This window comes from Amycolatopsis acidiphila, assembly GCF_021391495.1.
Lineage (GTDB): Bacteria > Actinomycetota > Actinomycetes > Mycobacteriales > Pseudonocardiaceae > Amycolatopsis_E > Amycolatopsis_E acidiphila.
The window spans coordinates 574,099-595,002 of record NZ_CP090063.1 but is presented as its reverse complement, the minus strand read 5'-3'; the positions used below and the strand labels follow the sequence as shown (position 1 = coordinate 595,002).

Annotated in this window: 16 protein-coding genes and 2 tRNA genes; 6 read left to right on the top strand and 12 right to left on the bottom strand. The window is 70.8% G+C overall.

Translation table 11 applies throughout. The annotated features are described in order from the left end of the window. Nucleotides 1–34 precede the first annotated feature (34 nt). From LWP59_RS02920 to LWP59_RS02900, 5 genes are read right to left on the bottom strand one after another with little or no spacing between them, the layout of a single operon-like run. A complete protein-coding gene (locus LWP59_RS02920) occupies nt 35–436 on the bottom strand; it encodes a MaoC family dehydratase (protein WP_144643614.1) in 402 nt (133 codons plus the stop codon). Next, on the bottom strand, nt 436–885 hold the full coding sequence (locus LWP59_RS02915; protein ID WP_144643615.1) for a MaoC family dehydratase N-terminal domain-containing protein: 450 nt from the start codon (nt 883–885) through the stop codon (nt 436–438). The genes LWP59_RS02920 and LWP59_RS02915 overlap by 1 nt, the downstream gene beginning before the upstream one ends. A gap of 10 nt (nt 886–895) precedes the next feature. Beyond that, nucleotides 896–1,765 (bottom strand): ROK family protein, encoded by an 870-nt coding sequence (locus LWP59_RS02910; RefSeq protein WP_144643616.1) that lies wholly within the window; start codon nt 1,763–1,765, stop codon nt 896–898. Next, a complete protein-coding gene (locus LWP59_RS02905) occupies nt 1,762–4,467 on the bottom strand; it encodes a glycoside hydrolase family 2 protein (protein ID WP_144643617.1) in 2,706 nt (901 codons plus the stop codon). The genes LWP59_RS02910 and LWP59_RS02905 overlap by 4 nt, the downstream gene beginning before the upstream one ends. After that, nucleotides 4,464–5,867, bottom strand: coding sequence for an APC family permease (locus LWP59_RS02900; RefSeq protein WP_144643618.1), 1,404 nt, complete (start codon nt 5,865–5,867; stop codon nt 4,464–4,466). Before LWP59_RS02900 ends, LWP59_RS02905 begins: the two co-directional genes overlap by 4 nt. A 191-nt stretch (nt 5,868–6,058) precedes the next feature. On the opposite strand from LWP59_RS02900, the gene LWP59_RS02895 reads away from it, so the two are divergent. Next, nucleotides 6,059–7,210, top strand: a complete 1,152-nt coding sequence (locus tag LWP59_RS02895; protein ID WP_144643619.1) for an ROK family transcriptional regulator — start codon at nt 6,059–6,061, stop codon at nt 7,208–7,210. Nucleotides 7,211–7,278: 68 nt separating this feature from the next. Here the strand turns inward: LWP59_RS02895 and rpmG are convergent, their stop codons facing one another. From rpmG to LWP59_RS02875, 4 genes are all read right to left on the bottom strand, one after another. Then, nucleotides 7,279–7,443: a 50S ribosomal protein L33 gene (gene rpmG, locus LWP59_RS02890; protein WP_144643620.1), complete on the bottom strand. Its 165-nt coding sequence runs from the start codon at nt 7,441–7,443 to the stop codon at nt 7,279–7,281. Between the two features lie 34 nt (nt 7,444–7,477). After that, a tRNA-Met gene (locus tag LWP59_RS02885) sits at nt 7,478–7,550 on the bottom strand. Nucleotides 7,551–7,699: 149 nt separating this feature from the next. Next, nucleotides 7,700–7,772: transfer RNA gene (locus LWP59_RS02880), tRNA-Thr, on the bottom strand. Nucleotides 7,773–7,844: 72 nt separating this feature from the next. Further along, nucleotides 7,845–10,472 (bottom strand): putative bifunctional diguanylate cyclase/phosphodiesterase, encoded by a 2,628-nt coding sequence (locus LWP59_RS02875; RefSeq protein WP_144643621.1) that lies wholly within the window; start codon nt 10,470–10,472, stop codon nt 7,845–7,847. Between the two features lie 271 nt (nt 10,473–10,743). On the opposite strand from LWP59_RS02875, the gene LWP59_RS02870 reads away from it, so the two are divergent. The 3 genes from LWP59_RS02870 to lon all read left to right on the top strand — a co-directional run bounded on the left by LWP59_RS02870 (nt 10,744) and on the right by lon (nt 15,108). Next, nucleotides 10,744–11,724: a GNAT family N-acetyltransferase gene (locus LWP59_RS02870; RefSeq protein WP_144643622.1), complete on the top strand. Its 981-nt coding sequence runs from the start codon at nt 10,744–10,746 to the stop codon at nt 11,722–11,724. A 22-nt stretch (nt 11,725–11,746) separates the two neighbouring features. Beyond that, nucleotides 11,747–12,598: an SAM-dependent methyltransferase gene (locus LWP59_RS02865; RefSeq protein WP_144643623.1), complete on the top strand. Its 852-nt coding sequence runs from the start codon at nt 11,747–11,749 to the stop codon at nt 12,596–12,598. A gap of 104 nt (nt 12,599–12,702) precedes the next feature. Next, complete coding sequence (gene lon / locus LWP59_RS02860; protein ID WP_144643624.1) at nt 12,703–15,108, top strand: endopeptidase La; 2,406 nt, start codon at nt 12,703–12,705, stop codon at nt 15,106–15,108. 56 nt (nt 15,109–15,164) lie between these two features. On the opposite strand, the gene LWP59_RS02855 is transcribed toward lon, so the two are convergent. From LWP59_RS02855 to LWP59_RS02845, 3 genes are read right to left on the bottom strand one after another with little or no spacing between them, the layout of a single operon-like run. Next, nucleotides 15,165–16,574 carry a pentapeptide repeat-containing protein gene (locus LWP59_RS02855; RefSeq protein WP_144643625.1) on the bottom strand — a complete coding sequence of 470 codons (1,410 nt, stop codon included), beginning with the start codon at nt 16,572–16,574 and terminating at the stop codon, nt 15,165–15,167. A 43-nt stretch (nt 16,575–16,617) separates the two neighbouring features. Continuing rightward, a complete protein-coding gene (locus LWP59_RS02850) occupies nt 16,618–17,637 on the bottom strand; it encodes a FecCD family ABC transporter permease (RefSeq protein ID WP_229858566.1) in 1,020 nt (339 codons plus the stop codon). Next, nucleotides 17,634–18,662, bottom strand: a complete 1,029-nt coding sequence (locus LWP59_RS02845; RefSeq protein ID WP_144643626.1) for a FecCD family ABC transporter permease — start codon at nt 18,660–18,662, stop codon at nt 17,634–17,636. The genes LWP59_RS02850 and LWP59_RS02845 overlap by 4 nt, the downstream gene beginning before the upstream one ends. A 179-nt stretch (nt 18,663–18,841) precedes the next feature. On the opposite strand from LWP59_RS02845, the gene LWP59_RS02840 reads away from it, so the two are divergent. Beyond that, complete coding sequence (locus tag LWP59_RS02840; protein ID WP_144643627.1) at nt 18,842–19,858, top strand: iron-siderophore ABC transporter substrate-binding protein; 1,017 nt, start codon at nt 18,842–18,844, stop codon at nt 19,856–19,858. A gap of 18 nt (nt 19,859–19,876) precedes the next feature. Further along, entirely contained in the window at nt 19,877–20,872 is a 996-nt protein-coding gene (locus LWP59_RS02835) for an ABC transporter substrate-binding protein (protein ID WP_144643628.1), read from the top strand. Nucleotides 20,873–20,904 lie beyond the last annotated feature (32 nt).

Here is a 20,904-nt window from a genome sequence, read left to right as displayed (position 1 = left end):
TCCCGCGCAGCTTCGCCCCCGTTGACCACAGCCCTCAGCGCACGACCGCAGTCGCCTTGCCCAGCACCGTCTTCCCGTCGAACCTCGCCGTGATGTCGACGCGAACCGTGCCGTCGTCGCGGACCTCGCCGACCTTGCCGGTGAACTCGACCAGCGCACCCTTGTCGTCATCGGGAACCACGACCGGGCGGGTGAACCGGCAGCCGTACTCGAGCAGGCGCGACGGGTCGCCCAGCCAGTCCGTCACCAGCCTGCCCCCGAGCGCCATCGTCAGCATCCCGTGCGCGATCACGTCCGGCAGGCCCACCTGCTTCGCGAAGCGCTCGTTCCAGTGGATCGGGTTGAAGTCCAGCGCCGCCCCGGCGTAGCGGACCAGCCGTTCCCGCGTCACCTGCACCTGCAGCGGCGGCAGCTCGTCACCCACGGCCCAGCTCATCAGGCACCTTCCCCTCGGACGACGAGCTGCGCGCGCGTCGTGCACACCGGCTCGCCCTCGGCGTCGGTGATCTCCCCGCGCACGGTCAGGAAGTCGTTCCCGGCGCGGGTCATGATGTCCTCGACGAACGTCGTCAGCTGGAGCCGGTCGCCCGCACGCACGGGGCGGGTGTGCCGGAAGCTCTGGTCGCCGTGCACCATCCGCGAGTAGTCCAGACCCAGCTCGGGGTCGTCGACGATGGTGTTGATGGCGGCCAGGTTGATGACCGTCAGGAACGTCGGCGGCGCGATCACGTCCGGGTGCCCGGCCGCCCTGGCCGCCTCGGGGTCGCGGTAGAGCGGGTTGCCGTCGCCGATGGCGTCGGCGAACTCGCGGATCTTCTCCCGCCCGACCTCGTAGGTGCTGGTCGGCGGATAGCTGCGCCCGATGAACGACTGGTCCAGTGCCACGCCCAGCAGATTACCCAGTGAGGGCGATCGCCCCGCGCAGGGCGCCGTCGTCCGCGAAGCGGGCGGCCACCACATCCGGCGGGAACGGCACGGCCTGCGCGAGCCGCTGCCGCAGCGCCGGCAGGATGACGTCGTTCGAGCCCGCGAACCCACCGCCGACGGCGACCCGCCGCGGATCGAGCGCGATGGCCAGGTTCGCCACGTGCAGCGACAGCTCGTCGAGCGCCCGCGACACCAGCTCCTTCGCCGCCGGATCCCGCCGCGCCAGCGCGAACAGCTCCGCCGCGGTGACGGGACGGCCGAGCGCGGCGCTCGCGCGCAGTCCCAGCCCCCGCCCGCCGACGGTTTCCTCCAGGGGCGCCGCGCCCGCCGCGAAACCCTCGTCGCCGTCGCCGACCAGGTTGTACCCGATCTCCCCCGCCGCGCCGTTCGCGCCGGTCAGCACCCGGCCGCCGACGAGGATCGCCGCCGCGACACCGGTGCCCAGCGACAGGAACACCGCCGGGTCCGCGTCCACCAGCGCCCCCCACCTCGCCTCGGCGAGTCCGGCCGCCTTGACGTCCGTGCCCACCGCGATGGGTGCGCCGAACTCCGCGGCGACCAGCTCGCGCAGCCGCAGGTGCTGCCACCCCGGCACGTTCGGCGCGAGCAGGATCTCCTCCGGCAGCACGATCCCGGGGCTCACCACCCCGACCGCCGCGGGTTCGCGCCCGTCGAGCAGGTCGCGCGCGGCGGTCAACGCCCGCGACACGACCTGCTCCGCCCCGAGTGCGGCCTCGGTGTCCAGCCGGACCTGGCGCAGGAGGCTGCCGGCCCGGTCCGCGACCCCGATCGCGACCTTCGTGCCGCCGAAGTCGATGCCCAGAACGAGTTCGCTCACCCGGCCACCGTGACCGCCGGCGTGTTGAACCCGGCCACGCTCACCTGCGGATGCGCCACCGGGTCGTAGGTCGCGGTGAGCGTCTGCGACTCGCCGGGCCACAACGTGATGTCGTTGTCGTCCCAGGTCGCCGACGGCACCTGCGCGCCACCCGTCCGGACGTCGGCACGCAGGAAGAACGCGACCTTGTCCGAGGTGTTGGTCAGGGTCACCGTCGTGACGCCCGGTCGCGGCGTGCTCGCCAGGGCCCGCACGGACGTCTTCGGCAACGCCTGCAGGGCCGAGAAGTCGGCGTACTGGGTCATCGTCGCCTGCGGGTTCCCCATGGTGGCGGCCCAGTCGACGACGTCCGGCTTGGTCGAGCGCCAGTAGGTGTTCCGGTCGACGACCTGGCCGCGCCGGCTCAGCACCAGCTCGACGAAGTACACCGAGCCGGTGGTGGGCAGCTTCGGCTGCAGCACACCGTTGCGCACCTCCTGGCCGGCGAGCGACAGATCGCCCGCCTGCTGGTCGTCGACCAGCTTGCCGCCCAGGTCGTAGACCTTGGCCTCGACGCTCAGGTCGCGCTGGGTGCCGGCGCCGAGGTTGTCCACGGTGACCTTGTTGTCGTCGTAGCCGAGCAGCGCGTGCAGGGGCTTGTTGGCCTTCTGCGCGCCGTAGTAGGAGCCCGGCTGGTCGCCGTCGTAGTTGTAGAGCGACCACAACAGCGTCGGCCAGCCCTTGTTGAGCTGCCAGTACACGATTCCCGTCGCCGGGTTCGCCTTGTCCGTCGAGTGGTCCAGGAACGCCTCGAACTGCGACCGGGTGTTCTCGTAGTTCTGCACCTGCGCCAGCTGGACGTAGTTGTCCAAAGAGGACCAGTTGCCGTAGCGGGCCTTCAGCGCGGTGTCGAACGTGTAGAGCGTGCCGAAGGCGTAGCCACCGTGCCCGGACTCGAAGTTCGCGTGGTACTGGTTGTACGCCGGGTCCTGCCAGAGCTCGGCCTGCTCCTCGGGCGAGAGAAAGCGCTTTATCGAGTCCAGCGTGGGCACCGTGTCCCCGGCGCTCTGCTCGCTCGCGAAGCCCCACGAGCCGCCGACGTTCGTCCGGCTCGGGTCGTCGGGGTCGAAGTGGCTGGTGTCGTACCAGTACGACGGCGGAACCCAGTCGTACGGGCCCTCCTTCTCCCCCGCCTGGCCGAGCGTCGGGGTGCTCTTGTACTCGGCCGAGGCGATGATCGGCACCTGGAAGTCGGCCTCGGCGAACCCCGCGAGCGACTCCTGCTCCTGACGCGGCAACGGTTCGTTGTCGCTCCAGCCGTAGGTGATGACGCTGGGGTGGTTGCGCTCGCGCTCGCCGATGCTGCGCGCCGAGTCGTGCATGATCGCGAAGTCGCGGTCGGTCAGGTTCGCCTCGCTGTCCGGCTGCCAGGCGTCGCAGCACAGGAAACCGCCCAGCACGAGAAGCCCGGCGCGGTCCATCTGCTCGTAGAAGTCCTGCGGCATGTCGTGGCCCTCGAGCCGGACGCCGGTGAGGCCCATGTTCTTGATCAGCTGGACCTGGTGCGCCACGTCGGACTTCGAGTAGCGCAGGAACAGGTCCGGCGCGTACCCGCCGCCGCGGAACACGAACTCCTTGCCGTTGACCGCGAAGATCCGTGCCCCGTCCGGCAGCTGTGGCGAGCCGCCGACCAGGCGGGTGGTGACGGTTCGGATGCCGAAGGTGTCGCTCGACGTGGTGGAGACCTTGCCGTTCTGGGCGACCGCGGTGCTCAGCGTGTACAGCGGCTGGCCGCCCATCGAGTAGGGCCACCAGAGCTTCGGGTGCGTGATCGTCACCGGCGCGAAGGTGACCGTCTTCGTGCTGTCTGCCGGCACGCTCACCGTCTGCCGCACGACGATCGGCTTGCCGCCGCCGGGCGGGGTGATCGTCGCGGTGACGTCGCCCCGCTGCTCACGGCCCGCGTTGTTGGTGACGTCGAGCTTCGCGGTCAGCGTCGAGCTGGACAGGTCGGCGGCGTTCTGCTGGGTCACGTGCGCGTTCGACCCGGTGAGCGCGTCGGAGATCTGCAGCTGGATCGGGTACTGGATGCCGGTGTTGTTGTCCGGCGGGAACTGGTTCCAGTCGACCTGGTCGAGCGTGTACATCTTGGCCGGGTCGTTCGGGTACATCTTGACCGCCAGCGAGTTCTTGCCCTGGCGGACGAACCGCGTGATGTCGAAGGTGTGCCCGGCGAAGGCGCCGCTGACCACGTCCCGGCCGGCGACCTGCTTGCCGTCGACCCACAGGTCGGCCTCGCCGACGACGCCCGGGATGGTCATCTTCACGTCCTGCCCCGGCTTGGCGTTCAGGGTGAAGTCGGTGCGGAACCACCACGGCACGGCGAACCTCGGCACCGTGACCGGGCCGAGCTTGTCCACGTAGCCGAAGCATTTGCGCATGTTGTCGGAGTAGAAGACGTCCGGGCAGGCGCCGTTCTGCACGAGCGCGTTGATCTCGGTGCCGGGCGCGCCCGCGTCGTCGGGCTTGACCGGCAGCCAGTTCGTCGTGCGGTAGGCGGGGTTGGAGATGTCCTCGGCCGAACCGTTCGCGACCGCGCTGCTCTGCACCTGCCAGCCCTGCGTGCCGACCGTGATCAGGCCGGTCGGCGCGGGTTGTGCCTGCGCAGGCGGGCTGAGCAGGGCGGTCGCCGCCAGGACCACGGCTCCCAGTGCGAGCTTCATGCGGCGTACGCCTCCCGGATCTCCTTCTCACCGAAGGGCCAGGTCCGCTCGACCTTGGCCCAGACCAGGTACGCGACGACCCCGACGGCGATCCACCCCAGGGAGAGCCAGATCGACAGCCAGGTCGCCGAGACGTAGATGTAGACCCAGCCGGCCAGTGCCACGATCGTCGGCACGGGATAGAGCCACTGCCGGTACGGCCGCTTGAGGTTCGGCTGCCGGCGCCGGAGCACGACGATCGCGGCGACCTGCGCCACCGACTGCACGATCACGAGCACCGCGAGCGCCATGTTGATCACATCGGTCAGCGTGAACAGCGAGCCCACCGCGGTGATCAGGCCCATCGCGAGCAGGCCGACGGTCGGGAAGTTCAGCCGCGGGTGCAGCCGGGCGAACCACGGCAGGAACACCTTGTCCCTGGCGGCTTCGAACGGCACCCGCGAGCCGCCGAGCAGCCCGGCGAACACCGAGCCGAACGCGGTGATCACGATCGCGACGGTGATGACCTTGGCGGTCACCCCGCCCCAGGTCCGTTCCAGTACCAGCGAGGCGATCGACGTCGAGTTCTCCACCTCCTGCCACGGCACCGCGCCGAGCACGCCCACCTGCAGCAGGAAGTACAGGCCCATGATGCCCAGCACCGAGTAGACGATGGAGCGCGGCAGCGTCCGGCCCGGGTTGCGCAGTTCCGCGCCGAGGTAGGCGGTGGTGTTGTAGCCGAGGTAGTCGTAGATCGCGATCACGAGGCCCGCGCCGAGACCGGTCCAGAACGCGCCTCCCGAGCCGAAGGCGCCGGGCGTGAAGCCGAAGGCCAGACTGCTGTGGAAGTGCGAGAAGGCGGCGACGATGACCGCGAGCACGGAGAACAGCATCACGCCGAACAGGACGGTGGTCAGCTTGCCGACGTCGCCGATCTTCCGCCACAGCGCGAAGACGACGACCACCACGATCGCGATGCCGATGACGTGGCCCAGCACGGTCGTCCGGCCGTCGGCGTCGACCACGCCCGGCACCAGGTAGCCCAGGTAGCTGACGAGCCCGATCACGCCGGTGGACATGATCAGCGGGATGAACAGGACGGCGCTCCACGCGAACAGGAACGGCATCAGCCGGCCGGTCCGGTACTGGAACGCCTCGCGCAGGTAGATGTAGGTGCCGCCGGCGCCCGGCATCGCCGCGCCCAGCTCGGCCCAGATCAGGCCGTCGGCGAGGGCGATGATCGCGCCGACGACCCAGCCGAACATCGCCTGCGGACCCTGCATCGTCGCGACCATGGCCGGGATGGTCACGAAGGGGCCGATCCCGCACATCTGCGTCATGTTGATCGCGGTCGCCTGCACGGGACCGATCTGCCGCTGCAGACCCGCGGCCTCGGTCCCCGATCGGGTGGGTGAGCTCACGGCGCGCCTCCATCCGTTTGTTAAGAAGGTTTCTTAACATAGACCTGACGCTGGTGGAAGGGGTTCTCCGTAAACTGGTGATTACGGCGGCCAGGAGGGGCTCCGGACGGCGGAGCGCTTACGGGGTTACGCGGGCGGTCCGACGTCGACGAAGGCAGGGGTGGAACTTGGAGGTCGGTACTCCGGCGAGCATGCGCGAGCTGAACCAGCGCGCGGTGCTGGAACGGCTGCGCCGCCACGGCGCCGCGACCCGGCCGCGGCTCGCCGCCGACACCGGCCTGTCCAAGCCGACCGTCGGCCAGGCCCTGCTGGACCTGGAACAGGACGGGCTGGTGCGCACCGCCGGCCGCACGATCTCCGGTCCCGGCCGGTCCGCCGTCGTCTACGAGGTGAACCCGGGCGCCGGGCACGTGCTGGGCGTCGACATCGGGCGCGGGCTCGTGCGGGTGGCCGTGGCGGACCTGTCCGGCACCGTGGTGGCGCGAGTCGACGAGCGGAACAGGGCGCGGTCGGCCGGCGCGCTGATGCGATCGGTGCGCTCCTCGGTCGAGGCCGCGGTCACGCAGGCGGGGCTACGGCTCGACGACATCGTCGCGACGGTGGTCGGCACGCCGGGCGTGCCGGATCACCGCTCGGCGACCCTGCGGCGCGCGCCGAACCTGCCGGGCTGGGAACGCAAGGGGTTGCTGAACGAGCTGTCCTCCGTGCTGGGCACGGAGCTGGTGGTCGAGAACGACGCGAACCTCGCGGCCGTGGGCGAGCACGAGGCCGGGGCGGCGCGGGGCGTGGACGTGTTCGTGTGCGCGACGGTCGGGACCGGCATCGGGATGGGCATCGTGGTCAACGGGGCGCTCTTCCGCGGTGCGCACGGGGCGGCGGGCGAGGTCGGGTACCTGCCGTATGGATGGCCGCCGCCCTCGCAGCCGCCGCGGGAGGGGATGCTCGAGTCGGCCGCGGGGGCACATTCCGTGGTGGAGATGGCCGCGGCGCGGGGGCTGGTCGTGCACACCGCGAAGGACGTCTTCCGCCTGGCCCGCGAGCGCGACGCGCGGGCGATGAGCGCGGTCGAGGAGGAGGCGACGCGGCTGGCGTTCATGGTCGCCTCGGTGGCGGCGGTGATCGACCCGGCGCTGGTCGTGCTCGGAGGCGGGATCGGGAAGAACACGGACCTGCTGTCGGAGCCGCTGACCAGGGCGCTGGCACACGCGACGCCGCTGCGTCCGAAGATCGTCCCGGGCGAGCTCGGCGAGGACGCCGCCCTGACGGGCGCGATCGCCACGGCCCTGCGGACGGCGCGGGACGTGGTGTTCACCCGCCGCGGCGGCCGGGTGGCGTCGCAGTAGCGGCGGCGCCCCGGAAAGCAAAACCGCCCCGGCGGGAGGGCCAGGGCGGTTTCGAAGGGTACTGAGGGCTAGCGGGTTTCCTTGTGCACCCGGTGCGTACCGCAGTTCGGGCAGAACTTCTTCATCTCCAAGCGGTCCGGGTCGTTACGCCGGTTCTTCTTGGTGATGTAGTTGCGGTGCTTGCACTCCTCGCACGCCAGGGTGATCTTCGGTCGCACGTCGGTGGAAGCCACGGCTACGCCTTTCTCTACAAAACTCGAATCCCGGTAGCGGTGGCCGGACTTGAACCGGCGACACAGCGATTATGAGCCGCTTGCTCTGCCAACTGAGCTACACCGCCCTGTCCGCGCCCGGCCCTCCGAACCCCGCCACCAGCGGGGGGTCCAGGGGACTTGCCCCCCTGGCGGGGGTCTGGGGGCCAGGCCCCCAGAGGACACTGCGAAGCGAGTCAGGTCCACGCTTCCCGTGGACAGACTACACCCACTCGCGAGCCCCTTTACGGAATCGAACCGTAGACCTTCTCCTTACCATGGAGACGCTCTGCCGACTGAGCTAAAGGGGCGGATCAACGCCTGAACGTTGAAGCCTCGAAGAGATTACACAATCGGCGGACACCGGTGCGCACCGGGGGTGCCTACGTCAGCAGCGTCAGGATCGTCTCCCGCTGCCGGCCCGCTGACCTCGCCGTTCGCGCCTGGAGCCAGGCCTCCAGCCGGTCCTCGGCGAGCGGGCGGGAGATGAGGTACCCCTGCGCCACGTCGCAACCCATCGCCTCGAGCTGGTCCCGCGCGATGTCTTCTTCGACACCCTCCGCGACCACCGTGAGCCCCAGCGAGTGGCCCAGCTCCACGATGGACCGGACCACCGCGAGGTCCCCGAGGTCGGTCCCCATGCCGAGGACGAAGCTCTTGTCGATCTTGACCTCGTCCACCGGCAGCCGCCGCAGGTAGGCCAGCGACGAGTACCCGGTGCCGAAGTCGTCGACGGCCAGCACGATGCCCCGCGCGTGCAGCTCCTGCAGGATCGGCAGCGCCTTCTGCGGGTCGGCCATCACCCCGGACTCGGTCAGCTCGAACGTCAGCAGCTCCGGCGGCACGTCGAAGCGCCGCAGCGCCTCGACGACCTTCGCCGGGAAGTCGACGTCGGCGAGGTTGCGCACGGACAGGTTGACCGCCACGGAGATCCGCAGCCCCTCGTCCATCCACTTGCGCACCCGGATCAGCGACTGCTCCAGCACGAACCCGGTCAGCACGCCGATCAGCCCGGCCGCCTCGACGGCGGGCACGAACTCGTCCGGGTCGAGCTTGCCGAACTCCGGGTGCACCCACCGCACGAGCGCCTCGACGCCGAGCAGCTGCTTGCTCGGCAACGAGATCTTCGGCTGGTAGTGCACGCTCAGCTGGCCTTCCTCCAGGGCCTGCCGGAACTGGGTGACCATCTGGAACCGGCGCAGGAAGATCTGCCCCATGCTCGGCACGTACCCGCGGACCTCCTCGCCGCCGCGGGTGGCCCGCACGGCGACGTCGGCCCGTTGCAGGAGGGCGTCGATGTCGGTGCTCTCGGCGCTGTCCTCGATCGAGGGGGTGGCGTAGCCGACCATGGCGTTCGCTTCGACGGTGAGCCGGTCGACCGGGTACGGCGCCGAAAGCTGCGCGCGCAGCCGCTCGGCCACGTCGTGGATCTGGGTGCTGTGGTACCCGACGAGCAGCGCCGCGAAGGACGCGCCCTCCAGCCGGGCCAGCGGGACGTCCGGCCCGAGCGCGTCGCGGATCCGCCGCCCGGCGGCGATCACCATCCGGTCCGCCCAGGTGTAGCCGAGTGCGTCGCTGACGGTCGAGAACACGTCGAGGTCCACCCGCAGCACCGCCGAGTCCAGCCGGTCGCGCAACGGCTGGCGCGCGACCTGGCGGAAGCCCGGCCGGTTGAGCAGCCCGGTCAGCGGGTCGTGGTAGGCGTCGTGGCGCAGGGTGGCGAGCAGCCGGCGGTTGTCCAGCGCCGTGGCGAGGTGGCTGGCCATCGTGCCGAGCAACTGCACGTCGTACTTGCCGAACCCGCGCCACCGCGACAGCCGGTCGTGCGCCTCGACGACGCCCAGCAGCTGGTTGGCGCTGCACAGCGGCACGACGAGCGCCTCCTGCGCGTCGCGGTCGAGCAGCGCGGAGGAGACCTCGGCGTTCGCCTCGGTGATGCGGAAGTGACGCACGTGCGAGCCGGGCAGCCGGACCAGCGCGTCCTCGCCCACCATCTCGCCCGCCGGCAACGGTTCCCCGGCGACGACGGTGGTCATGGCGGCGGTCGGTTCGAGCCGCAGCCGCAGCACGACCCGCGCGGCGGAGAGCTGGTCCTTGATGCGCTCGGCGATCGTGGACCAGTCGCTGGCGTTGACCCCGCCGGTGAGGTCGTCGACCCGGCTGGCCGGGCGGGCGGCCGCCTGCTGACCCGACCTGGCGACCATCAGGCTGACGTCGGAAAGCGCTTCCATGTCGCGCTGTTCGCGCAGCAGATCCGAATAAGCCCAGTACAGCGCGGAAAGTCCGAGGAAGACGGCGACCACGAGCGGCCAGGCGTTGCTCGTGCCGACGATCACGAGGTAGCCGCTCAGGCCGACCGAGGCGTTGACGAACCCGACCACGAGGATCCGCCCGGTCAGCCGCAGCGCGGTGCCGATGCGCATCCGCCGCCGCAGCACGCGAACCGCCGCGAGGGCGAGCAGGGTGCTGGCCAGCGGCGCGGTCAGGGTGCCCGCGAGCGCGGCGGGCCAGGTCATCCCGGTGCTGCCCATCGCGTGCTGGACGAGTCCGGCCACCGCGAACCCGCTGGTGATCTCGAGCAGGAACGCGCCGGCGTTGTAGAGCACCCGGCCGGACACCCGGCGCACCAGCAGGGTGCTGATTCCCGCGACGAGGTGGGCGATCAGCACGACCTCGAACGGAGCCACGAAGAAGCCGATGACCAGTGGTATCTCGGTGAAGGAGATCGTCCACGAGATGCCGCTGCGGACGTCGACGTTGATGCCGAGCTGCTCGGCGAGCAGGAACGACAACGCGAGCACGGGACCGATCCACCACAGCTGCGGCGTGCCCTCGAAGGGGAGCCAGAGCAGGGAGACCACGATCGCGGCCAGGATGCCGAAGGTGAGCACTGTGAGCGTGTAGAGCCGGAACCGCCGCTCGTCGCCACGCGCGTCGACCGACGGCGGGCGGGCATCGGTGCCGGCCACCACCGGAACGGAAGCATCCGGCGAGCCGCCAGTGCCCGGCATGCAACCTCCTTCCCCGCCCAAGGCCCCACTGCGCCTGCACCCAGCACTCGTAATGATCACCGCACGAATGAGGGTGCCACTGTACCCCGGAGGGCGTACTTCAGCCTCTTTCCGGCCCCATCAGATCACCCCATAGTTAACAACGTGCCAACTGCGGTGAGCTGCGGTGACTACCGGGTGAAACCGGCGCCCATTCCGCTTTCTTTTTCGATGACGAGCGGTAACCGGCCCTGCTGTCACCTTGATCGAGTAAGGGGTCTTCAATACGCGCATGAATAGGGAGGCGCTCGCAACGGCGCACGCCACCAGGTTGAACAGTGCGGACTCACTCCTGCCCTCGTCAGACCCCTTCGCCGGGAACGGCGAGCACGTCGGCCGGTTCCGGGCGGAGAACGGGGACTCGGCCGCGGACGGTTTCGCGACGCGAAGCGAGGTGGGCGAGCGGTCCCGTGACTCTCTGTGGCGGGCGCTCGTGGAGTACCGGCTCACGGTACATCTCGCCGGACCCGCACCTGGCGAATCCCTGGCCGAGATTCTCACGCGATGGGATGAACACCTCGCTGACGTGGCGCCCCCTGGGGATTGGGACACCGCCGCCGTCATCCCCCGGCCCAGCCGTGACTCCGCGGGCTCGGCCGAGCTGCTGCGGCACGGCTTCGCGCCGGTACGGGTGCTGGCCGTCCGTCCTGCCGACCGGTTGAGCACGCCCGGGCCCGCCACCGAACCGGGCGTGCGGATCCGGCCGGCCGAGGCGGGCGATCTCGGCACGGCCGTCGAGCTGTACACCGAGCTGCAGCGGTACGACGCGCAGTTCGGCCTCGTCACCTTGCGCGGCAACGCCGACGAACTGCTCGCCGCGGACCTGGCGGACCAGCTCGACCGGACCGAGCCGACGGTGTGGATCGCCGAGCTCTACGGTCGCCCGCTCGGCCTGCTGCAGCTGCAGTTCCCGCCGGTAACGAGCTGGGTCTCGCCGTACGTCTCGGCCGGCCGCGTCGGCTACCTCTCTTCTCTGCACGTCGCCGAGGCCGCCCGGTCCTCCGGCGTGGGCACCGCGCTGGCGGCACACGCGCACCAGCTGTTCGACGAGGTCAGCGTCGACGCCGTGCTCCTGCACCACGCGCTCGCGAACCCGCGATCCACCCCGTTCTGGTACTCGCAGGGGTACCGGCCGTTGTGGACCTACTGGTACAGACGACCCGCTGTGCCCCCACCCGTCACCCACCGCCCTCAAACACCGCGCTCCGCGTGACGGCCGTGATTCAATCACTCGTGTGAGTGAAGGTCGAAAATCCGCGCCGAAGGCTCCCGCCGGGGTCGACACCGAGAAGCCGTCCGCGGCCCGGATCTACGACTGGTATCTCGGGGGCAGCCAGAACTGGGCGGTGGACCGGGAGTTCGGCAAGCGCGCGGTCGAAGTGTTCCCGCACGCTCGTGAGCTGGCCCGGCAGAACCGGGACTTCCTCGGCCGACTGGTGCAGGCCGCGCTGGACGCGGGGATCCGGCAGTTCCTCGACCTGGGCTCGGGCGTGCCGACCGTGGGCAACGTGCACGAGATCGTCCGCGACAACCTGCCGGCGGGCGAGCGGGCGTCCGTGGTGTACGTCGACTACGAGCCGGTCGCGGTCGCGCACTCGACCGTGTTGCTGGAGCAGGACGGCGCGACCGACTGGGCCGGGCTGGTGCAGGCCGACCTGCGGCACGTCGACGCCGTGCTCAAGCACCGGACGACCAGGCAGCTGCTCGACTTCGGGCAGCCGGTGTGCCTGCTGCTGATCGGGGTGCTGCACTTCATCGGCGGCGACGACCGTCCCGAGGAGATCGTCGCGCGCTACCGGGGCCGCCTCGCGCCCGGCAGCTGGCTCGCGGTCTCGCACTTCACGGACGAGAACCTGCCGCCGGAGGACGCGGCCGCCGTGCACGAGCTCGCCGAGGCCTACCAGCGCACCAGCAACCCGCTGTGGGTGCGGCGGCGCGCGGAGATCGAGTCCTGGTTCGGCGGCTGGCCGATGGTCGAGCCGGGCCTGGTGCCGCCCGCGGACTGGCGCGCGGACCGGCCGCTGAACCGCGCCGAGCGCCGCGCACGGCCGTTCGGCTGGTGCGGAGCGGCCGAACGACCGCGCTGATCTTATTCCCGGATGGCTGCTCGCTCATAGCGAACTACCTGCGGAAACAAATCGGGACGCGACGAAGTTGAGCAGAGCAGACTCAACTACGAAGGAGCGTCCCGATGACCGAAATCAGGCTCCTGCCCCTGCTTCCCCTCGACGACGACGTCGTGTTACCCGGCATGATCGTCCCGCTCGAGCTCGACGTCGCCGAGACCCGCGCCGCGGTGGAGTCCGCGCAGGCCAAGGCACCGAGCACGCCGTCGTTCCCGGGCATCCGCTCGCTTCCGGCCGCCAAGGCCGAGGTCCTGATCGTCCCGCGCGTGCACGGCGAGTACGCCGAGCTGGGCACGGTGGCGACCATCGAGCGGATCGGCCGGATCCCCGGCGGCAAGGCCGCCGTCCTGCTGCGCGGCACCGGCCGTGCGGTGGTCGGCGAGACCGGCGACGGGCCGGGCGCGGCCCGCTGGGTGCGTACCGAGGAGGCCCCGGAGCTGAGCGACGAGCGCGCGAAGACGCTCGCCGCCGAGTACAAGACCGTGGTGATCTCGATCCTGCAGCAGCGTGGCGGCTGGCAGATGATCGACGCCGTCCAGGAGCTCGAGGAGCCGTCGGCGATCGCCGACCTGGCGGGCAACGCGCCGTACCTGGACCTGGACCAGAAGCTGGAACTGCTGCGCGCGCTCGACGTCGCGGCCCGGCTGGAGCGCGCGCTCGAATGGAGCCGCGAGTACCTGGCCGAGCTGGAGGTCACCGACACGATCCGCAAGGACGTGGCCGAGGGCATGGAGAAGCAGCAGAAGGAGTTCCTGCTGCGCCGCCAGCTCGAGGCGATCCGCAAGGAGCTGGGCGAGCTGGACGGTTCGGCCGACGACGAGGACGACTACCGCGCCCGCGTCGAGAAGGCCGACCTGCCCGAGCACGTCCGCAAGGCCGCGCTGGCCGAGGTGGACAAGCTGGAGCGGACCTCCGACCAGTCCCCGGAAGGCGGCTGGATCCGGACCTGGCTGGACACGGTGCTGGAGATGCCGTGGCAGACCCGGACCGACGACGTGCACGACATCGCGGGCGCGCGGGCGGTGCTCGACGCCGACCACGCGGGCCTGGACGACGTGAAGGAACGCATCATCGAGTACCTGGCGGTGCGCAACCGCCGGACCGAGGCCGGGCTGGGCCAGGTCGGCGGGCGGCGCTCCGGCGCCGTGCTCGCGCTGGTCGGCCCTCCGGGCGTCGGCAAGACGTCGCTCGGTGAGTCGGTCGCCAAGGCGATGGGCCGCAATTTCGTCCGCGTCGCACTCGGCGGCGTGCGGGACGAGGCGGAGATCCGCGGGCACCGGCGCACCTATGTCGGCGCGATGCCGGGCCGGATCGTCCGCGCCATCAAGGAAGCCGGTTCGATGAACCCGGTCGTCCTGCTCGACGAGGTCGACAAGGTGGGCGCCGACTACCGCGGCGACCCGACCGCGGCCCTGCTCGAGGTGCTGGACCCGGAGCAGAACCACACGTTCCGGGACCACTACCTGGAGGTCGAGCTCGACCTGTCGGACGTGGTGTTCCTGGCGACGGCGAACGCGCTGGAGACGATCCCCGGCCCGCTGCTGGACCGGATGGAGCTGGTCACCCTCGACGGCTACACCGAGCACGAGAAGGTGATCATCGGGCGCGACCACCTACTGCCGCGTGAGCTGGAGCGGGCGGGTCTCGGCACGGACGACGTGCGGTTCACCGAAGCCGCGCTGAGCCGGATCGCAGCGGAGTACACCCGTGAGGCCGGCGTCCGCAACGCCAACCGGACCATCGCGAAGGTGCTGCGCAAGATCGCGACCCGGGTCGCACTGGACGAGGTGTCGCTGCCGATCACCGTGGACACGGAGGACCTGCAGGGCTACCTCGGCCGGCCTCGGCACCTGCCGGAGTCATCGCTGCCCGTTTCGACGCAGCGGACCTCCACTCCGGGCGTGGCCACAGGCCTGGCGGTGACCGGCGCCGGTGGTGACGTGCTCTACGTGGAGGCGTCGCTGGCGGACCCGGAGTCCAGCGGCACCGGGCTGACCCTGACCGGTCAGCTCGGCGACGTGATGAAGGAGTCGGCGCAGATCGCGCTGTCCTACCTGCGTTCGCACGGCGCGGAGCTGGAGCTGCCGGTCGGCGACCTGAAGGAGCGCGGCATCCACGTGCACGTGCCCGCGGGCGCGGTGCCCAAGGACGGCCCGTCGGCCGGGGTCACGATGACCACGGCGCTGGCGTCGCTGTTGTCGGGCCGCGTGGTGCGGGCGGACGTGGCGATGACCGGCGAGGTGTCGCTGACCGGGCGGGTGCTGCCGATCGGTGGCGTCAAGCAGAAGCTGCTGGCGGCGCACCGGGCGGGGATGAAGACGGTGATCATCCCGCAGCGCAACGAGCCCGACCTCGACGACGTGCCCGCGGAGGTGCTGGCCGAGCTCGACGTGCACCCGGTGGCCAACGTCCGCGAGGTGCTGGACCTGGCGCTGACCCCGGCGTCGAGCCCGGTTGCCCAGGCGGCATAACGGTTTTCGAGCGACAGTGCCCTCTCGCCCTGGCGGTGAGGGGGCACCGTCGCGTGTCAGTCAGGCACGGCTTCGGCCGGGGACACCCACTGCGCCACCTCGGACGGGATCCCGTTGGCGAACTTCACCCGCTGCAGGCGCGGGGACCGGCTGAAGGTGACGCCACGGAACCCGGCCTCCCCGTCGAACGCCGCACCACGGAACTCCGTGTCGCGGGAGAAGATCGCCTCGATGAACCGCACGTCCCCGCTGAAGACGGCTCCGCTGAAATCGGCGTCCATGGCGAAGGCGGCGCCGCGGAACCCGGCTTCCTGGCGGAAAGCCGCTCCGCAGAACAGCGCGGTCATCGTGAAGGCCGCCTCCCGGAAGACGGCGTTCCGGGTGAAGGTGGCGCCGCGGAAGTCGGAGTTCCCGGCGAAGGACGCCTTGCCGAACCAGGCGTCGCCGCTGAAGGTCGTCCCGGAGAACTGGGCGGTCTTGGCGACCGTGGCCTCCCGGAAATCCGCGTTGCCGGTGAAGGTCGCTTTGCCGAACCAGGCGTTCTTGGCGAAGCCGCCCCCTCGGAACACGGCGTCCGCGGGAAAGGTCACCCCGCGGAACAGCGCGTTCCTCGCGAAGGCCGCCTTCTCGAACCCGGCCTTTCCGGTGAAGACCACTCCGTCGAACCAGGCGTTCCTCGTGAAGGTGGCGTTGTCGAAGCGGGCCTCCGCCGTGAAGGTCACGTCCTCGAACCGCGCGTCGCCGAGAAAGGTCGTCTCGTCGAAACCGGCGGGTCCGGCGAACGTCACGCCGCCGAGCCGGGGCGCGCGCAGCCGGCAGTGGCTGAAGTCGGCGTCGACGAGGGTGGCGCCGGTGAGATCGAGGTCGACGTCGGGCCAGAAGGTCTCGGCGGGGTGTTCGCTGTCGAAGCCGGGACGTTGGTGGTGGGCCAGGATGCGCTGCGCGGTCAGGCGGACCTCACGTTCCTGGGTGCCGCCGACCTCGTCGGGCATCCGCAGGTACGCGCAGAGCAGGTTGACGATGGTCTGCCGCTGGCTCTCGGTGCCCTGGGCAAGGCGTTCGAGCGCGTACAGGCCCGCGAGGCGAACGGGGGCCTTGCCGGAGCCGAGCTGTTCGGCGGCCTTGGTGTAGAGCTCGGTGATCCGCCGCTCGAGCGCGTCGGCCTGGTTGTCGAGGGCGACTTCCTGCTGGTGAGCGAGAGTGTCCTCGGTGGAGCGCTGCCGCCGCCAGGCCAGGTAGAGGGCCAGCAGGCCACCGCTGCCGACCCCGACGCTCAACCCGATCTTCAGGGCGTCGAACCGCGCGGTCACCAGCTGGTCGCCGGTCAGGCCACGGGTGCCTGCCCACCACAGGGCCGTCACGATCGCGGCGGTGAGCACCACGATCGACACCGCGATCCAGAGCAGCGTCCGGCCGGTCAGCGGCGGCATCGCCGCACGCGCCGGTTGCCGAGGAGAGTCGCCCACGAAGTGCCATCTTGCCGGATTCCAGGCCCGCAGCCGGCCGGAATCAGGCGCGACGGCGCCACTGGTGCACCAGCAGCCACGCGAGGTACAGCCCGCCGACCGCGCCGGTGACCACGCCGACCGGCAGCCGCGAGCCGAACAGCCGCTGGACCACGAAGTCACTCGTCACCAGCAGGAACGCACCCATGAGCGCGGAGGTCGCCAGTGCCGGGCCCGCCGTGCCCGACAGCCGCCGCGCGACCTGCGGGGCGGCGAGCGCGAGGAACGCGATCGGTCCCGCCACGGCGACCGTGAACGCCGCGAGCGCGACACTCACCGCCAGCAGCACGAGCCGGGTCCGCTCGGTCCGCACGCCCAGCGCCTGCGCTTTGTCGTCCCCCAGCTCCAGCAGCGACAGCCGGCGCCCGAACGCCAGCGCGATCGGCAGCAGCACGGCGAGGGTGAGGCCGGCGACCGTGACGTGGCCCCATTCGCGGCCGTTGAGACCGCCGACCTGCCAGGACCGGGCGACGATCGCGTCCTGCAGCGACGCGCGCGTGATGAGGTAGGAGTTGATCGCGAGCAGCATCGCGCTGACCCCGATGCCCATCAGGATCAACCGCAGCCCCTGCACCCCGCCGCGGTAGGACAGCAGGTACAGCACGACCGCGGTGACGACACCGCCGACGAGCGCGCCGGCCGAGACGGCGAGCATGCCGCCGTCCAGCACGAGGATGACGAAGAACGCGCCGACGGCCGAACCCTGGGTGAATCCGATGACGTCCGGGCTGCCGAGCGCGTTGCCGGAGACACTCTGCAGGATCCCGCCGCTCACGCCGAGTGCGGCGCCGACGAACAGCCCGGTCAGCAGGCGCGGCAGGCGCAACGTCGTCACGACGAAGCCGGCGCCGGGCGGGCCGTCGCCGAAAAGGGTCCTGACCACGTCCGGGATCGAGAGCGGGTAGTCGCCGGTCGTCAGCGCGACCACGCTCATCGCGAAGGTCGCGACCGCCAGCGCGATCGCGACCACGACGGCACGCGGGTGCAGGCGGACGGACAGCCGCCCGGCACGCAGCGCGGTCACAGCCGGGCCAGCTTCCGGCGGCGGCACAGCAGCACGAACACCGGGGCGCCGATGATCGCGGTGACGATGCCGACCTCGACCTCCTCGGCCCCGCCGATGACCCGGCCGACGATGTCCGAGCCGATCAGCAGGATGGGCGCGAGGACCATCGAATACGGCAGCACCCACCGCTGGTCCGGGCCCACGAGCAGGCGTGCCGCGTGCGGCACGGCGAGTCCGACGAACGTGATCGGCCCGGCTGCCGCCGTCGCCGCGCCGCACAGCAGGGTCACCGCGACCGCGACGAGCGCGCGGGTGCGGCCGAGGTGCGCGCCCAGCGCCTTGCCCGCCTGATCGCCGAGGGCGAGCGCGTTGAGCGCACGGGCCTGCGACAGCGCGAGGACGACGCCGGCCACGATGAAGGGCGCGACCTGCGCGACGACGTCCATCCGGCGGGAGGCGAGCGAGCCGACGTCCCAGAACCGGAACTGGTTGAAGGTCAACGGGTTCAGCAGCAGCACCGCCTGCACGAACGCGAACAGCACGGCGGTCACGGCGGCGCCGGCGAGCACGAGCCGTTCCGGGGCGGCCGAGCCGTGGCCCGCGGTGCCGAGGAGGTAGGCGAGCACCGCGGCGACGGCCGCCCCGGCGAGGGCGAACCACAGGTAGCCGGTGAGGGTGGTGATCTCGAGGAACCCGATCGCGACGACCACCGCGGCCGAGGCGCCCATGTTCACGCCGAGCAGCCCGGGGTCGGCCAGGGGGTTGCGAGTCAGCGCCTGCATGAGCGCGCCGCCCAGCCCGAGCCCGGCGCCGACGAGCAGGCCGAGGAGCGTGCGCGGGACGCGCAGGTCGTGGATGATCACCGCTTCACTGGAGCCGTCGTTGTGCCAGAGCAGGTCCCAGGTGGCGGTGAACGGGATGCCCTTGGCGCCGACCCACAGGCTGGCCAGGCAGGCGAAGGCGAGCAGCGCGAGCCCGACGACCAGGCCGAACGCCCGCGACGACGAGCGCTGCCCGGAAGCTTGCGGAGTGCTCACGGCCACGAACTTAGACTAGCCTTACCTTTGTGAGCAGAACGCGGGTGGGCGCTCGCGCGAGCAGCGGGCCCATAACGACCTGGTCACGGCGGGGTGACCGGAAGCGCCAGGTCGGGTCCGGTTCGTCCGGCTCCGTGAGCTATCGCGCCTTGACTAGAAACTTTGGGTAGGCAAACCTAACCAGCATGACCTCTTTCCTCCCGCGTCGGCGGGCGGTGCTGGCCGGTGCACTGGTCTCGGCGTTACTCGCCGTGGCCGGATGCGGCGGCGACGACACCGCTCAGCAACCGCAGGGCGCCGCCGGTGGCGCTTATCCCGTCACGATCGCGCACAAGTACGGCAGCACGACTGTCGACTCCGCCCCGAAACGCGTCGTCACCGTCGGCCTGACCGACCAGGACGCGCTGCTCGCCCTCGGCGTGGTGCCCGTCGGCACCACCGAATGGCTCGGCAACTTCCCCGGCGCGATCGGGCCGTGGGCGCAGGACAAGCTCGGCACCGCCGCGAAGCCGGAAGTGCTGTCCAACACCGACGGCCCGCAGTACGAGAAGATCGCCGCGCTCCGGCCGGACCTCATCCTCGGCCTGTACTCCGCGCTCACGCAGGAGCAGTACGACACGCTGTCGAAGATCGCCCCGACGATCGCACAGCCCAAGGAGTACGCCGACTACGGCATCCCGTGGCAGGACTCGGTGCGCACTGTCGGCAAGGTGCTGGGCAGGTCCGCGGACGCCGACAAGCTCGTGTCCGATGTGGAGGGACAGTTCACCAAGGCCCGCACCGACAACCCGCAGTTCGTGGGTGCGACAGCCCTCGTGGCCACCGTCTACCAGGGCTACTTCGTCTACGGCAGCGAGGATCCGCGCTCGCGGGTGCTGGCCGCGCTCGGTTTCGCCCTTCCCCCCGACCTCGACCAGGTCATCGGCAACAAGTTCGGCGCCAACATCTCCGCCGAGCGCGCGGATCTGCTCGACGTCAAGGCGCTCGTGTGGCTCGCGGGCCCCGACACGCGTGCCACCCTCGACGCCGACAAGCTCTACTCGGGCCTCGACGTCGCCAAGCAGAAGCGCGAGGTCCTCGTCCCCGACGACAGCGAGTTCGGCAGCGCGATGTCCTTCGTGTCCGTGCTGAGCCTGCCGTACTTGCTCGACCAGCTCGTCCCCCAGCTCGCCAAGGCCGTCGACGGCAACCCCGCAACCTGACCCGAAGGACGTCTTCCCATGTCCCGTAGGAGAATTCTCGGTGCACTGCTGCTGGCGGGCGCCGTGTCGTTCGGCCTCGTCGCATGCGGCGACGTGCAGGACAGCTCGTCGTCCGCGGCGGCGCCGGCGTCGGCCGACCCGGCCGCCTTCCCCGTGACGATCACCCACAAGTTCGGCACCACCACGATCGACAAGGCGCCCTCGCGGGTCGTCGTCATCGGCACCTCCAGCGACGACCTCGACGCGGCGCTCGCGCTGGGCGTCACGCCGGTGGCGTACTTCGACAAGTCCGGCTCCGCGGGCGTGCCGTCGTACCTGCGAGGCAAGCTCGACCCGGCCAAGACCAAGATCGTGAACGCGGCCAACGGCGTCAACGCCGAGGAGGTCGGCGCGCTCACCCCGGACCTGATCCTGGCCACCGCCGACTACGGCCTCGACCAGGAGTACGCGAACCTGTCGAAGATCGCGCCGACCGTCGGCTACGCCACCGAGTGGGGCGCGCAGACCTGGCAGGAGCACGTGCAGGTCACGGCGAAGGCGCTGGGCAAGACCGGCGAGGCGCAGAACGTCATCAGCACCACGCAGGCCGCCATCGACAAGGTGAAGGCCGACTACCCGAAGGCGGCGGGCAAGACGTTCACCGCTTCGGTCGGCAACACCGCGGGCAAGGTCTTCACCCTGGTGTCGCAGCAGGACTTCGCCGTGCGGACGATCCAGTCGCTGGGCCTGAAGCTGAGCCGGTCGGTCGCCGGCCTCGGCCAGAACGACTCGGGCAGCCCCACCGGCTCGCTGTCCCCGGAGCAGTACGACAAGCTGGCCGCGGACCTCGTGGTCATCGCGTTCACCTCGCCGGACCTGCAGCAGGCCTTCGAGAGCAACCAGCTCGTGGCGAAGGTCAAGTCGGGTGACTACCTGGTGCTCGACATGGAGACCATCTCGGCCCTGCGCTACCCGACGGTCTACGACATCCCGTGGGTCCTGGAGAAGCTGAGGCCCGGCCTCGCCAAGCTCTGAGCAACACCGTGGCCCCCTTCCCACCCGGGAAG